This is a genomic window from Pseudomonas sp. NFACC41-3 (assembly GCF_900109505.1).
GTDB lineage: Bacteria > Pseudomonadota > Gammaproteobacteria > Pseudomonadales > Pseudomonadaceae > Aquipseudomonas > Aquipseudomonas chlororaphis.
In genome coordinates this window covers 116,990-131,207 of sequence record NZ_FOAE01000002.1, presented here as the reverse complement: position 1 = coordinate 131,207, position 14,218 = coordinate 116,990, and the positions used below count along the sequence as shown (strand labels likewise).

The 14,218-nt window shown below is 62.0% G+C and carries 17 protein-coding genes; 7 read left to right on the top strand and 10 right to left on the bottom strand.

The genetic code is table 11. The annotated features are described in order from the left end of the window. Nucleotides 1–57: 57 nt before the first annotated feature. Complete coding sequence (locus tag BMY68_RS09935) at nt 58–873, bottom strand: M48 family metallopeptidase (RefSeq protein ID WP_007928401.1); 816 nt, start codon at nt 871–873, stop codon at nt 58–60. Between the two features lie 270 nt (nt 874–1,143). Between BMY68_RS09935 and BMY68_RS09930 the strand changes: the two genes are divergently transcribed. Next, nucleotides 1,144–3,285 carry a methyl-accepting chemotaxis protein gene (locus tag BMY68_RS09930; RefSeq protein WP_085532362.1) on the top strand — a complete coding sequence of 714 codons (2,142 nt, stop codon included), beginning with the start codon at nt 1,144–1,146 and terminating at the stop codon, nt 3,283–3,285. Between the two features lie 102 nt (nt 3,286–3,387). Here BMY68_RS09930 and BMY68_RS09925 read toward each other — a convergent pair whose 3' ends face one another. The 3 genes from BMY68_RS09925 to BMY68_RS09915 are packed head-to-tail and all read right to left on the bottom strand — an operon-like array spanning nt 3,388 to nt 4,497. Next, the gene (locus BMY68_RS09925; protein ID WP_009045543.1) at nt 3,388–4,008 is read right to left on the bottom strand and encodes an SOS response-associated peptidase; all 621 of its coding nucleotides are present in this window, start codon (nt 4,006–4,008) and stop codon (nt 3,388–3,390) included. A 34-nt stretch (nt 4,009–4,042) separates the two neighbouring features. Next, nucleotides 4,043–4,303: a putative signal transducing protein gene (locus BMY68_RS09920; RefSeq protein WP_007928396.1), complete on the bottom strand. Its 261-nt coding sequence runs from the start codon at nt 4,301–4,303 to the stop codon at nt 4,043–4,045. A gap of 11 nt (nt 4,304–4,314) precedes the next feature. Next, complete coding sequence (locus tag BMY68_RS09915; RefSeq protein ID WP_007928395.1) at nt 4,315–4,497, bottom strand: CPXCG motif-containing cysteine-rich protein; 183 nt, start codon at nt 4,495–4,497, stop codon at nt 4,315–4,317. A 139-nt stretch (nt 4,498–4,636) separates the two neighbouring features. Here BMY68_RS09915 and BMY68_RS09910 point away from each other — a divergent pair, with 139 nt between their 5' ends. Beyond that, entirely contained in the window at nt 4,637–5,806 is a 1,170-nt protein-coding gene (locus BMY68_RS09910) for a 1-acyl-sn-glycerol-3-phosphate acyltransferase (protein WP_036997981.1), read from the top strand. Nucleotides 5,807–5,915: 109 nt separating this feature from the next. On the opposite strand, the gene BMY68_RS09905 is transcribed toward BMY68_RS09910, so the two are convergent. After that, entirely contained in the window at nt 5,916–6,203 is a 288-nt protein-coding gene (locus BMY68_RS09905) for a hypothetical protein (RefSeq protein ID WP_009045546.1), read from the bottom strand. Nucleotides 6,204–6,390: 187 nt separating this feature from the next. On the opposite strand from BMY68_RS09905, the gene BMY68_RS09900 reads away from it, so the two are divergent. Next, nucleotides 6,391–6,597: a hypothetical protein gene (locus BMY68_RS09900; protein ID WP_007928392.1), complete on the top strand. Its 207-nt coding sequence runs from the start codon at nt 6,391–6,393 to the stop codon at nt 6,595–6,597. Between the two features lie 155 nt (nt 6,598–6,752). On the opposite strand, the gene BMY68_RS09895 is transcribed toward BMY68_RS09900, so the two are convergent. After that, the gene (locus BMY68_RS09895) at nt 6,753–7,337 is read right to left on the bottom strand and encodes a YajG family lipoprotein (protein ID WP_009045547.1); all 585 of its coding nucleotides are present in this window, start codon (nt 7,335–7,337) and stop codon (nt 6,753–6,755) included. 206 nt (nt 7,338–7,543) lie between these two features. Between BMY68_RS09895 and BMY68_RS09890 the strand changes: the two genes are divergently transcribed. Together BMY68_RS09890 and mqo are read left to right on the top strand one after the other, a co-directional pair. Further along, complete coding sequence (locus tag BMY68_RS09890; protein ID WP_085532364.1) at nt 7,544–7,777, top strand: hypothetical protein; 234 nt, start codon at nt 7,544–7,546, stop codon at nt 7,775–7,777. A gap of 733 nt (nt 7,778–8,510) precedes the next feature. Continuing rightward, nucleotides 8,511–10,022, top strand: coding sequence for a malate dehydrogenase (quinone) (gene mqo, locus BMY68_RS09885; protein ID WP_085532366.1), 1,512 nt, complete (start codon nt 8,511–8,513; stop codon nt 10,020–10,022). A 91-nt stretch (nt 10,023–10,113) separates the two neighbouring features. On the opposite strand, the gene BMY68_RS09880 is transcribed toward mqo, so the two are convergent. The 4 genes from BMY68_RS09880 to BMY68_RS09865 form a co-directional block, all read right to left on the bottom strand. Beyond that, nucleotides 10,114–10,401, bottom strand: a complete 288-nt coding sequence (locus tag BMY68_RS09880) for a PA4642 family protein (protein ID WP_007928384.1) — start codon at nt 10,399–10,401, stop codon at nt 10,114–10,116. 63 nt (nt 10,402–10,464) lie between these two features. Continuing rightward, entirely contained in the window at nt 10,465–10,950 is a 486-nt protein-coding gene (locus tag BMY68_RS09875; protein WP_009045551.1) for a hypothetical protein, read from the bottom strand. 90 nt (nt 10,951–11,040) lie between these two features. Then, nucleotides 11,041–11,514: a WbuC family cupin fold metalloprotein gene (locus BMY68_RS09870; RefSeq protein ID WP_085532368.1), complete on the bottom strand. Its 474-nt coding sequence runs from the start codon at nt 11,512–11,514 to the stop codon at nt 11,041–11,043. Nucleotides 11,515–11,517: 3 nt separating this feature from the next. After that, nucleotides 11,518–12,075 carry a hypoxanthine-guanine phosphoribosyltransferase gene (locus tag BMY68_RS09865; protein ID WP_007928381.1) on the bottom strand — a complete coding sequence of 186 codons (558 nt, stop codon included), beginning with the start codon at nt 12,073–12,075 and terminating at the stop codon, nt 11,518–11,520. A 166-nt stretch (nt 12,076–12,241) separates the two neighbouring features. Between BMY68_RS09865 and upp the strand changes: the two genes are divergently transcribed. Beyond that, entirely contained in the window at nt 12,242–12,880 is a 639-nt protein-coding gene (upp, locus tag BMY68_RS09860; RefSeq protein WP_007928379.1) for a uracil phosphoribosyltransferase, read from the top strand. Between the two features lie 2 nt (nt 12,881–12,882). Further along, entirely contained in the window at nt 12,883–14,157 is a 1,275-nt protein-coding gene (locus BMY68_RS09855; protein ID WP_085532370.1) for a uracil-xanthine permease family protein, read from the top strand. The last annotated feature ends 61 nt before the right edge of the window (nt 14,158–14,218 follow it).

Genomic DNA, 14,218 nt, shown 5'->3' with positions numbered 1-14,218 from the left:
TTCTTTTGCAGGGGCCGGCTTGTTCACGACCCTGTCGTCAACAACGACGCCAGGCGATCAGGGCCTCTTGGCCTGCTGGTACAACGGCATCACCTTCGGAATCGCCGCTTCCAAAGAGGAAATACGACTGCCGGACGCCGGGTGAGTACTGAGGAACTCAGGTGGCGCGCCTTCCGAAGCCTTGCTCATCTTGTTCCACAGGGTGATGGCCGCGTTCGGGTTGTAGCCGGCGCGGGCCGCCAGTTCCAGGCCGATCAGGTCGGCTTCGTTTTCATTGCCGCGACTGTTGGGCAGGGTCATCAACAGGTTGACCCCGTTGTCGCCCACGGCGACCGCTTCCTGAGGCGCGCCGGCGATCAGGGCGATCTGCTTCAGCGCGCTGACACCGTAGGCCTTGGACATCGCTTCACGACCGTGCTCGCGCAAGGCGTGAGCGATTTCATGGCCCATGACCGCGGCAATTTCATCGTCGGTCAGCTGCAACTTGTCGATGATCCCAGTGTAGAAAATGATCTTGCCGCCAGGGCCGCAGTTGGCGTTGAGCTCATCGTTCTTGATCAGGTTGACTTCCCAATTCCACTGCGCGGAATCCGGGCGGAACACCGGGGCCTGGGCAATCAGCCGATTAGCGATCGCCTGGAGGCGCCTGGCATTGGCACTGGACTTGTCCAGCACGTTCTTGCTGCTCGCCTCGCCGATCGTCTGTTGATAGGACTGCGCGTAGGACTGGTTGACCTCATCGGTCGACAGCATGCTGAACATGTACTGCTTGCGATCGACGCCGACAGCGCCACCGCTGGTGGTGTTGACCGACTGGCAACCCGACAGCAGCAACGCAGCGGTGAGTGCACCCAAAACCTGCTTCTTACTCATGAAAACGCTCCCTGAAAACATGGCGCGTATCCTAGGCTCAGTTGTGTATCGACGCCAGATACAACGGACGTGTAGCACGCTGTTTTCAGATACGGAGCAGCGTAGGAAAAAATTCACAGAGCCCTCCCCGCCGCGCCCGACAACGGCCGGCAGCTGTCCATTTGCGACATGCCAGCCTACAAAACAGTCATTTTTCCGATCCTCGCTCATGGTCGGCGAGGGCCTTGCCGATACAACGGGGCAGACGTCATTCCTGCGTCCGGAGCCCTTATGAAATTCAAGTCGATCCAGTTTTCCGTGGCCGCCCTGGCCGGCGCCATCGTCCTCAGCGTGGTCGTTGCCCTGGTGCTGTACGCCCTGTTCGCCGGCGCCCGGACCCAGGAGATGGTGCAGCAGCAAACCCAGGCTCAGTTCGAGCAAGTCATCGAGCAGCGACTGGTCGGCCTGGCGCAGACCCAGGTCAGCCAGATCCAGCGTGAACTCGAGGCGCCCCTGCTGATCGCCGGCGGGCTGGTGCGGGTCAACGCACTGATCGGCAGCAAGGGCGCGGACGGCAACCCACAGCTCAATCTCAGCCGCGAGCAGCTGATCAACCTGATCAAGGAAAACGTCGCGCAGAACCCGAAGATTCTCGGTGCCTATATAGGCTGGGAAAAGAACGCCATCGACCATAACGACAGCGCCTATGTCGACACCAAGGTGGTGGGTATCGATGCCAGCAACGGACGCTTCCTGCCGTGGTGGTTCCGCAACGAAGACGGCAGCCTGGGCCTGGACAAACTGGTGGACGTGGACGACCAGAAAGTCCTGTCCACCGGCGTACGCGCCAGCGAGTACTACCTGTGCTCCAAGGAAAGCAAGAAATCCTGCGTGATCGACCCGGCGCCGTACAAGGTCGGCGACAAGATCGTCATGCTCGCCTCCTTTATTGAACCCATCCTGCTCGATGGGGCCTTCCAGGGCATAGTCGGTGCCGACCTGTCGGTGAACTTCATCCAGGACATGCTCCTGGGCGCCAACCGGCAACTCTATAACGGCGTGGGCGAAATGGCCCTGATCGGTGGCAATGGCCGGCTGGTGGCCTACACCAAGGACCCGAGCAAGTTCGGCGAAAAAGTCAGCGACATTCTCGACAGCGAGGAAGTCGCCAAGCTGGGCAACCTCAAGCGCGGCGAAGTGAACTACAACGTCGATCAAGCCAACGGACGGATCGAGCTGTACCTGCCGTTCGGCATTGGCCAGACCGACGCCCGCTGGACCCTGATGCTGCAACTGCCGCTGGACGCTGTCATGGCCGACCTGCAGAAACTGCAGAACGACCTGGCCGAACAACGCAAGGCCGACACCTTCGGCATGGCCATGGTCGGCCTGGTCATCGCCGGCCTCGGCCTGCTGGTGATCTGGCTGGTGGGCCACGGCATCGCCCGTCCGCTCAAGCAAATGGTGGCCATGCTCGACGATATCGCCCAGGGCGAAGGCGACCTGACCCGCCGCCTGAGCAGCGACCGCGCCGACGAACTGGGCTCGATCGCCAAGGGCTTCAATACCTTCCTGGCCAAGCTGCAGGCAATGATCAGCCAGGTGGTGACCTCGGTGCAGAGCGTCAGCGACTCCTCCGAACACACCGCCGATATTGCCATTCGCACCAACCAGGGCGTGCACAAGCAGATGGCCGAGATCGACCAGGTGGCCACCGCCGTGCATGAAATGACCGCCACCGCCCAGGACGTGGCCCGCAACGCGACCCAGGCCGCGCAAGCCGCCAACCATGCCGACCAGGCCGCCAGCCAGGGCATGCGGATCGTGCGCGACACCTCGACTGCCATCGGCGCCCTGGCCGTTGAAATCGGCCGGGCGGTGGGCGTCGTGCAGACCCTGGCCAAGGACAGCGAGAACATCAACGCAATCCTGATCGCCATTCGCGGTATCGCCGAGCAGACCAACCTGCTGGCCCTCAACGCCGCCATCGAAGCCGCCCGCGCCGGCGAACAGGGCCGCGGCTTTGCTGTAGTGGCCGATGAAGTGCGCAACCTGGCGCAGAAGACCCAGCAGGCGACCGAAGAAATCCAGTCGATGATCCAGCAACTGCAGCAAGGCACCCGCGATGTGGTGCGGGTCATGGAGGACAGCCAGAACCGCACCGACGAAAGCGTGCAGCACGCGGCGAAAGCGGCCGAAGCCCTGGAAACCATCACTCAGGCGGTGTCGGTGATCAATGACATGAACACCCAGATCGCCAGCGCCGCCGAAGAGCAGAGCGCCGTCGCCGAGGACATCAACCGCAACGTGATCAATATCGGCCAGGTGGCCAACGAAGTGGCCGGCGGCGCCGACGAGTCCAGCGCGGCCAGCGCCGGCCTGACCAAGCTGGCCGAGCAGCAGCGGCGCCTGATCAATCAGTTCAAGGTGTAAAAAAGGTCCTGTGGACCTTGCGCAGCCTGCGGCAGCGATCGAGTTGGGCGGCACTCCGTGCGAAGCGCTCGCCGAATCAGGTCACGCGATTCAGGGACGGCGTCAACCCGGGGTCAGGCATTCCGGGGCGTTGAGCTTCGGATCGTTCACCAGGTTGGCCAGCACCCGCTCGCGCAAGGCCGCCGGTGGGCTGGCCAGCAAGGCTTGCAGCACCGGCAACGGTGTATCGGGGTCGAGCCAGGCTTCCTGGCCCTGGGCATCGAGGATCAATGGCCGACGCTGGCTGGCCGCCGGCTGGGTGACCACCGCGGTGCTCAGCCAGACCTGTTCCTGCACCGGATAGGCTTCCCAGATCGCCGCGAAGAACAGCGACGAACCCTCCCCCGGCGTCAGCCAGTACGGGCGTTTGCGGGTGCCGCCGCGCCATTCGTAAAAACCGTTGGCCGGCAGCAGGCAGCGGCGCTGGCGAAAGGCTTCGCGGAACATCGGCTGTTCGGCCAGGGTTTCGGCGCGGGCATGGGCCGGGGTGCGCGACAGATCGGTCAGCCAGGGCGGCGTCAGGCCCCAGCGGGCGCGAGCAAGGTTGCGCTGGCCGTCGCTGCTGCGCAGGATCAGCACCGAATCGTTGGGCGAAATGTTCCACTGCGCCTGCTGGTCCGCCGGAAATCCGGGCAAGGCGGCAAACGCTTGGTTCCAGCGAAACAGGGCATAACGTCCACACATGGGGCAAACAACTCTCGGAAAATCGGCGGCCAGCCTAACAGATCAGCACGCCGGCATGATTGGCCGGCTCGTCGCCGGGCATCGGCAGCGCGGCATTGTACGCGGCGATCAGCTCCCGAGCGTATTGCGCCTGGTCGTTATCCACCGCCAGCCCAAGGAGGCCGAACATGGGCAACTCCCCGGTACCGCCAAGCAAATCCCGCCCCACCAGATGCGCCTCGACCCCCTCGCTGGCCAGCATGCCCTGGAGCAACTCCGCCTCCAGCAGGTTTTCCGGTTCGTAGATTCGCTGCATAAAGCCCCCCGTCACTCGTTTTCGCTGCGCACGTCGAGCATCCATTCCTGACCGTCGGTCTGCAGGGTGAACACAATGGGCCGACAACAGACCGGACAATCCTCGATGTATTGCTGATCGCCCCCGGACAGGTCCAGTACAGCCTCGGCCTCTTCACCACAGTAGGGACATTGATAGCGCTCGGTTTCCAGCATCGCGGCCTCCGGAGTGACTTGTGCGTATAATCGCCGGTCTATTTGCAGGGCTATTGAGATCTGAGCTTACTTTTCAGACCGCGCCCGGCTATTTTTCGATCCAAACCTTTTCTTACCTAGCCGTTTCCAACAAGAGAGCATGATGGGCGAATTCGATGCCATCCGACCTTACGACGACAGTGAAGTACCAGCGGTGCTGGCTCGACTGCTCGGCGACAAGGCGTTTCTAGATATCCTCACCCACTTCCGCTTCCCGCGCTTTGCCGGCGCTTTCGGCTGGCTGCTCAAACCCCTTATAGCTCATCGGCTGCGCCGTGAGTTCGCCGCGGTCACGTCGGTGGCGACCCTGCAGGACAAGGTCGAGTTCTACGTCGACCACACCATCGAACGGGCCACCGACGGCGTGACCTACACCGGTGTCGAGCAGTTCAAGTCCGGCAGCGCCTACCTGTTCATCGCCAACCACCGCGACATCGTGATGGACCCGGCCTTCGTCAATTACGCGGTGTACCACGCCGGATTGCCGACCCCGCGCATCGCCATCGGCGACAACCTGCTGCAGAAGCCTTTCGTCAGCGACCTGATGCGCCTGAACAAGAGCTTCATCGTGCACCGTTCGATCACCGGACGCCGGGAAAAGATGGCCGCCTACCAGCTGCTGTCGGCCTACATCAACCACTCGATCCGCAACGATTGCGCGTCGATCTGGATCGCCCAGGCCGAAGGCCGGGCCAAGGACGGCGACGACCGTACCGAGTCGGCGATCCTCAAGATGTTCCACATGAGCCGCAAGGATGAGCCGTTCGGCGAGGTCATCCAGTCGCTGAACCTGACCCCGGTGTCGATCAGCTACGAATACGACCCTTGCGATCAGGCCAAGGCCCGCGAGCTGTATATCCGCGCCACCACCGGCAGCTACACCAAGGCCCCGGGTGAGGACGACATCAGCATCGCCAAGGGCATCACCGGCTATAAAGGCCGGGTCCACGTGAACTTCGCCGCGCCGATCAGCGAGTTGTTCGAGGACACCAAGCAATTGGCGGTGGAGATGGACCGGCAGATTCTCGGCGGTTATCGCCTGTTCCCGGTGCATTACCTGGCCTACGCCCAGTGGAGCGATGCCGACCCGGCGCTGCAGGTGCCGAGCGCGGCCCAGGTGTTCCCGGCGGACGAACTGGCCAAGGCCCAGGAAGAGTGGCAACGGCGCCTGGACGCCTGCCCGGAGGAACATCGCCCGTACCTGGTGCTGCAATATGCGACACCGGTGCGCAATCAGTATCGGGTCAAGGCGGGACTGGCATTGCCATAACGCTGACCGCACACGACAACGGCGCCAGTAAGGCGCCGTTGTCGTTTGTGCAATGTGTGCCGGGAAACGCTGCCGATCGCCAGCTTGCTCGCGAGAGCGGCTTCGGCTTTCAGAATCGGGTGCTGATCCAGGACACCAGCAACGCCAGCCCCAGGCAGGCAAAACCGAAGCGGTAGAAGAACCGGTTCATGCGCAAGGTCGCATCGTCCAACGCCTGCGCCGGCAGATCCTGGGAGCGGGATTGGCCCTGGGCGGCCAGATTGGCCAGCGCACGCTGCTCACGGCGTCGGGTGGCGTGCAGCAACCAGCTACCGGGAAAGGCGAACAGCAAGGCAAGAATATTGATCAGCTTGGCGGGGTGGGCGCTGAACAGCGACCAGATCAGTTGCAGCGACATCACGAACCTCGAATGAAACCGGATAACGAGCCCTGGCGGCTCGCGGCGCGGATTTTACCCAAAGGCCCACTTTCTGCCTGGGCTTTCCGACAGATAACAAGCCGCCTGCCGGTTAATTCGCTCTGTCATACGTTCGTCATACAAACAGGCCAGTCTGGCGCCCCTCGAAACCGACACGGAGCTTGTCATGCTGCACGCAGAAAACCAGGACCGCCTCTACCTGATCGCCCCCAGCGACGAACAGGAAGCCTTGGTCGGCGCCCTGGCCTTCAACGTCCAGGACCGCCACTGGCTGGTGTATTGCGCCCTCGGCGGGCACCAGCATGCCGACCTGCCGGAAACCGACCTGCTGACAGGCGTCAGCGTGCTGGATTTTTACGTCGAGGCGGCGTGAGGCCGGACTCGAAACAAATCGACAGCCAATAAAAAGCCCGGCTTCTGTGGAAGCCGGGCTTTTTTGTGCAGGGAGCTCAAGGCGTCAAGCAAGGCCCTTCGGGCCTTATCGTCCGAACGCGGCCCGAGCCTGCGGCAGCGGCTACAGGGCTCACATTATTCGCCGAGAATCTGGCCGATGCTCGGGTCCTTGAACAGACGGGTCAAGGCGTCGCTGAGTACGTCGCTGACCAGCTTGGTATTGGTTTCCTGGTTCGGCGCCATGCCGAAACGCTGGTCCAGGGACGCACCGTAGCGACCGCTGTAGCGGCGGTTGGCGTTCTGCACATCGGAACGGAAGGTCGCGCCGATGGTGGCCTCGGTCACGTACAGGCCTTCCTTGGGCGACTGATACTTCAGCTCGGCCAGGGTCACGGTCAGTTGCGGAGCGTTCAGCGCGTTGGCAGTCGGAGTAAAGCCCAGCAGGCGTACCGCGGCTTCGGCCTGGGCCTGCAGCTTCGGCAGGATCTGCGCGCCCTGGACGGTAATCGCGCTGGTTTCAGGGTACAGCCCGCCGCGGGTACCCAGGGTTGGCGACGGACGGCCATCGACCACTTTCACGACCACGGGCTGGCCATGGCCGACCGGCGCAAGCTGAGTGGTGAGCTTCGGTTCCGGGCTGAGTTGTTGCGGGCTATGGGCGCAACCAGCCAGCGTCAAACTGGTCACAGTGATCAAACCGAACAACAGGCGTTGCAACATGCTCATTTCTCCAGAAATCAGGCACAGACAGACGCGCAGTATAGCGGGGGTCAGCGGCCGCTAACCAGCGGCCCGGCGCGAGTCAGTCAGCTCTCATACAGGTTCGGTACCAGGCGCTTGCTGTAACCTCCCCGTCACGAGCGTTACATGGCCATGTAACGCCCGGGCGGCATTCTTCATCGCAACTGCCCAACAGGTACATCGCCATGCACTTCCTCTGGTCCTTGTTCGCTCCGCGCCAGAAATACCGCAGCTTCGTCATGCTCGACCCGCAGGGCCGCTGCCAGGCTTTCAAGCACTGCAAAGTGCCGCCAATGGGCGACGGCTGGGTGGAAATCGAGGAAATCCGTCTCAACTGGTTGCACCAGCAGCTACCCGCCAGCGCCCGCGTCAGCCCACGCATTGCCCGCACCCGGGTGCAACCGATGATGGCCGCCTGACCAAAAGCCTAATAAAAGTCATTAAACAGGATCATTTCTGCGCGTTTCTTCGTTACAATCTCCCCCCGATTATAAGGACGTCTCCTGATCGGGCCTCGCAGCATCGCTGATGCATCAGCTTCAGCTCCCCCGCATTGCCCACAGAGAGCCGCCCACACAGATCGAGTGAAGCCGGCGTGCTTGCTGTTCATCTTGCAACCCACCGCTTTTCGCGCATCTGCAGAGCTGCCATTGCTCGGCCACTAAGCTGTTCGCCCGTTAATGCCACGTGCTCCATGTCGGCATTCACCCCTCGGGCCGGTGCCAGGCTTGGACAGCCCTTTTTTGAGGTTCACGTCTTCAAAAGAGCGTGAAAAAACGGGTTTTCACAACTTCACAAGAGTGTGGCGAGCAAATGAATAGTTTTGCGTCTGTACTGGCACCATTAGCGTCTACAACAGCCCGATTACACAGGACCGAGCACGCCTCAGATACTTGCGCTTGAAGCCTGTCCGCTACGGATTTTGGTTGCACAAACGGACTCTTGACCATAAGTCGAATTGCCCGCCCTGCCCTGAAATGCGTTCATACGCGGATCAGGCCCGGTTGGTAGCGTCCGTCGAAGTTGCGAAAAATTGCGAAGATTCGGACATGGCGATCCTGGCCATGAGTGACCCGGGGCATAACGTGAACCGCCCCTTACTCCTGGCAGCTATGCCGTCAATTTGGTGCTGCAGATTTTGGAGACGCGTTAATGGCGCATAACGAAGCAGTAGACGTCGTATTGGTTGGGGCCGGCATCATGAGTGCCACCCTCGCTGTACTGCTCAAGGAGCTCGACCCCGCGATCAAGCTGGAAGTCGTCGAGCTGATGGATTCGGGTGCCGCGGAAAGCTCCAACCCGTGGAACAACGCCGGTACCGGCCACGCCGGCCTCTGTGAGCTGAACTACACGCCACAGGCCGCCGACGGTTCCATCGATATCAAGAAAGCCGTGCACATCAACACCCAGTTCGAGGTGTCGAAGCAATTCTGGTCCTACCTGACCAAGAAAGGCACCTTTGGCTCGTCCAAGTCCTTTATCAGCCCGGTGCCGCACCTGAGCTTCGTCCAGGGCGACAGCGGTGTGTCCTTCCTGAAGAAGCGCTTTGAAGTGCTGAGCAAGCACCACGCTTTCGCGGACATGGAATACACCGAAGACAAGGCCAAGATGGCTGAGTGGATGCCGTTGATGATGCCGGGCCGCCCGGCAGACGAAGTCCTCGCCGCCACCCGTGTGATCAACGGCACCGACGTCAACTTCGGCGCCCTGACCAACCAGTTGCTCAAGCACCTGACCAGCGCACCCGATGCCCAGGTCAAGTACTGCAAGCGCGTGACCGGCCTGAAACGCAACAAGGACAACGGCTGGACCGTCAGCATCAAGGACGTCAACAGCGGCAACACCCGTGAAGTCGATGCCAAGTTCGTGTTCCTCGGCGCTGGTGGCGCGGCACTGCCGCTGCTGCAGGCCTCGGGCATCGAGGAAAGCAAAGGCTTCGGCGGCTTCCCGATCAGCGGCCAGTGGCTGCGTTGCGACAACCCGGAAGTGGTCAAGCATCACCAGGCCAAGGTCTACAGCCAGGCCGCGGTCGGTTCGCCACCGATGTCCGTGCCGCACCTGGACACCCGCGTGGTCGATGGCAAGAAGTCCCTGCTGTTCGGGCCATACGCCGGCTTCACCACCAAGTTCCTCAAGCACGGCTCGTTCATGGACCTGCCGATGTCGGTTCGCGCCGGCAACATCGGCCCGATGCTGGCCGTGGCCAAGAACAACATGGACCTGACCAAGTACCTGGTCAGCGAAGTGATGCAATCCATGGAGCAGCGCCTGGAATCCCTGCGTCGCTTCTATCCGGAGGCCAAGGCCGAAGACTGGCGCCTGGAAGTGGCCGGCCAGCGGGTGCAGATCATCAAGAAGGATCCGAAGAAAGGCGGCGTGCTGCAGTTTGGTACCGAGCTGGTCGCGGCCAAGGACGGCTCCCTCGCCGCCCTGCTCGGCGCTTCGCCAGGCGCTTCGGTGACCGTCTCGATCATGCTGGAACTGATCGAGCGCTGCTTCCCGGCCAAGGCCAGCGGCGAGTGGGCCAGCAAGCTCAAGGAAATCTTCCCGGCCCGTGAAAAGGCCCTGGAAACCGACGCCGCGCTGTACCGCAAGATCAACAGCGAGAACAACGTCAGCCTGGAGCTGGTCGAACAGAGCAGCGAAGCCGAAAGCTACGCTTAAGCCGCGCTCATGAAAAACGCCCCGCTCTCTTGGAGAACGGGGCGTTTTTTTATGGCCGCTTACCCACAGCCACAACCGGGGCGGTGAGTTTTCAGCCGCGGGCTTTTTCGATCAGTTCGATGTAGTCGGCGGCATTGCGCTGGTCCTGGATCAGGGCCACAAAGTCCTTGCCATGTTCGTCCTTGCCGTCCAGGTCGTAGCCGGCCTCGACGAAGAACACCAGGAAACGCTCGAAATCGTCGATACGCAGGCCACGATAGGCCTTGATCAGCTTGTGCAGGGACGGCGAAGTGGCGTCGGCCGGCTCGAAATCGAGGAACAGTTTGATCTGCGCATCGCCGATCTCGTCACCAATCACTTGTTTCTTATCTTTACGCATTGCCGACTCCAGCTCGCAGACATTTCACGGGGCAGGCAGTTTACCCCCAGGCCGCGTCGGGCCTCAACGCGAGCGTACGGCGCCGGTGTGCAGATCGGCCCAGATGTGGCCGTTGGCGTAGCTGAGGAACTGGCAATACACCGTGTCGTTGCGCAACAGGTCCATCACCACCCGATACTGGGCCAGTGGATAGAACAGGGTGAGGGTCTTGCTCTTGGCATCGAACTGGGGCTTTTTCAGGCTTTTGCTCTCGCCGTCGAAATTCACCAGCACCTGGCTGATGGTCGCGCCCTTGTTCAGCGGCTTGCCCTTGAGCCGGACCAGCAGCGGCGAAGTGACCGGGATCGGTTGCTGGTTGGATTGGCGCTGGCTGCCGATGACCACCGAGTATTCGGTGACCTGCAACAACTGTTGCTGCTCGGGAGCAACGTCACGCAGAGTCAGGTCATCGGGGGGCAGGAACTGCGCGTGCATGGGCGCCGGGGCAGCGGCCAGGGGCAGGCTCAGGATCAGAACAAAGGCCGCGCAACTGCGAATCAAAAGGCTCATGACAGGCTCCGGACACAAGGCCTGGCACTCTAGCATGGGTCAGCGCAGATTTTTGCAGGCGCGGCTACAGCTCCAGCGCAAGGATGGCGCTCAGTCGAACTGGGCGCGCATCCAGGCCTGGTATTCAGCCACACCCGGCTCGCTTTCGCGGGGCGCCCAAGCAGCCAGTTCACCTTCGCCGACCGGACGATAAGGCCCGGCCTTGCATTCGAACATCAAGCTATCGGGCTCAAGCACCACCAGGCCGTGGTAGACGCCGACCGGCAGGTCGACGCCCATGCAATCGCCACCCGCCTGCAGCACACGTTTTTCCAGCACCTGACCGGCGTCGTCGAAAATCAGCAGGCCCAGGCGTCCCTTGAGTACCAGCAGGGTCTCGGCCTTGTCGTCACTCAGGTGGCGATGGGGCGGGATATAGGTGGATGGCTGCAGCCCCACCGCCATGCGGTGACAAGGCTCTTGCATCTGATGGAAATTGTGGTGATGGCGACCACGGGGGCTGGCCGAGGCTTTTTCGGCCAGTTCGGCAAACAGCGACTGATCCAGATAGCTCGGCCCGCTCATGGCTTACATGCCCTTGACGGCAAAGATGCCGGCAGCGTTGCGCCAGTAACCCTTGTAGTCCATGCCGTAACCGAAGATGTAGCGGTCCACGCAGGGCAGGCCGACGTAGTCGGCTTTCAGGTCGGGACGGGCCTTGCGGTCGTGGTCCTTGTCGATCAGCACGGCGGTGTGCACCGCGCGGGCACCGGCGTGTTTGCAGAAGTCGATGATCGCGCCCAGGGTATGACCCTCGTCGAGGATGTCGTCGATGATCAGCACATCACGGTCGATGAAGGACACTTCCGGCTTGGACTTCCAGAACAGCTCGCCGCCGCTGGTTTCGTTGCGATAGCGGGTGGCGTGCAGGTAGGAAGCTTCCAGCGGGAATTTCAGGTGGGTCAGCAGCTTGCCGGAGAAGATCAGGCCACCGTTCATCACGCAGAAAACCACCGGATTGCGCTCCGCCAGTTGTTCATTGATTTGTGCACCGACTCGGGCGATGGCCGCCTCGACCTCAGCTTCGGTGTACAGGCAGTCAGCCTCGCGCATGATTTGACGGATATGCTCGAGATCAGCGGACATGGCGCTCTCCAGGGGGGTGGCAGTTTCGGAAAAGCGAGCAAAGGTACGCATCCGGCCCGGTCAGATCAAGCGTTTCTGGACTAACGTACTTAGATGTCTATAGGACAACACCCTCGGATAGATTAATCTAGGCCGGTTTTTTTGCCCGCCGCCGGAGCCTTTCCCTATGCCCATCCGTGAGATCCGCCATCCGCTGATCCGACACAAACTTGGCCTTATGCGCCGCGCCGACATTAGCACGAAGAACTTCCGCGAGCTCGCTCAGGAAGTCGGTGCCCTGCTGACGTACGAAGCCACCAAAGACTTGCCGCTCGAATCCTATGAGATTCCGGGCTGGTGCGGCCCCGTCCAGGTCGAGAAGATCGCCGGCAAGAAGATTACCGTGGTGCCGATCCTGCGCGCCGGTATCGGCATGCTCGAAGGCGTGCTCAGCCTGATCCCGGGCGCCAAGGTCAGCGCCGTGGGCGTGGCCCGCAACGAGGAAACCCTGCAGGCGCACACCTACCTGGAGAAACTGGTTCCGGAAATCGACGAACGCCTGGCCATGATCATCGACCCGATGCTCGCCACCGGCAGCTCCATGGTCGCGACCATCGACCTGCTGAAAAAGGCTGGCTGCAAGGACATCCGCGCCATGGTGCTGGTCGCCGCCCCCGAAGGCATCGAAGCCGTCGAGAAAGCGCACCCGGACGTGACCATCTACACCGCTTCCATCGATCAGAAACTCAACGAGCACGGCTACATCATCCCGGGCCTGGGCGATGCCGGCGACAAGATCTTCGGCACCAAGCAGAAGGACGCCTGAGCATGCGGGATGAGTTCAACGATCCGCTCTGGCGCCAAGTGCTGTCTGGCGCGCAGATGCTCTTCGTGGCCTTTGGCGCGTTGGTGTTGATGCCGCTGATTACCGGTCTCGACCCCAACGTGGCGCTGTTCACGGCGGGTCTCGGGACTCTGTTGTTCCAGCTCGTGACCGGGCGCCAGGTACCGGTATTCCTGGCCTCCAGCTTTGCCTTCATCACCCCGATCATTCTCGCCAAGGGCCAGTTCGGCCTGGCCGCGACCATGGGCGGCGTGATGGCGGCCGGTTTCGTTTATACCTTCCTGGGCCTGGCGGTGAAGATCAAGGGCACCGGTTTCATCGATCGGCTGCTGCCGCCAGTGGTGATCGGCCCGGTGATCATTTCCATCGGCCTGGCCATGGCGCCGATCGCCGCCAACATGGCGATGGGCAAGGCCGGCGACGGCAGCGAGCTGATTCATTACCAGACGGCGATGATGATCTCGATGCCGGCGCTGCTGACCACCCTGATCGTCGCAGTGTTCGGCAAAGGCATCTTCCGCCTGGTGCCGATCATCTCCGGGGTGCTGGTGGGCTTTGCCCTGTCGTTCTACTTCGGCGTGGTCGACACCGCGAAGATCGCCGCGGCCCCCTGGCTGGCCCTGCCGCACTTCACCGCGCCGGAGTTCAACTGGCAGGCGATCCTGTTCATCGTCCCCGTGGCCCTGGCCCCCGCTATCGAGCACATCGGCGGGGTGATCGCGGTCGGCAGCGTGACCGGTCGCGACTACCTGAAAAAGCCGGGCCTGCATCGCACCCTGTTCGGTGACGGCATCGCCACCACCGCCGCCGGCCTGTTCGGCGGTCCGCCCAATACCACCTACGCCGAAGTGACTGGCGCGGTCATGCTGACCAAGAACTACAACCCGAAAATCATGACCTGGGCGGCGATCTTCGCCATCAGCCTGGCGTTTATCGGCAAGTTCGGTGCGCTGCTGCAAAGCATTCCGGTACCGGTGATGGGCGGGATTCTCTGCCTGTTGTTCGGTTCGATCGCGGCGGTGGGCATGAACACCCTGATCCGTCACAAGATCGACCTGGGCGAAGCCCGCAATCTGGTGATCGTCTCGGTAACCCTGGTGTTCGGCATTGGCGGGGTGTTGATCGGTACCGGGACCGGTCCGGACGACTTCGGCCTGAAAGGGATCGCCCTGTGCGCCGTCGTCGCGATTGCGCTGAACCTGATCCTGCCGGGCAACGACAGCTGGAAGAACAAGAGGGCTGAGGAACCGCTGATCTGAGGATCCGCGTCAGCCGGAAATCCATCGCGGGCAAGCCTCGCTCCTACAGACGGTATTGCCG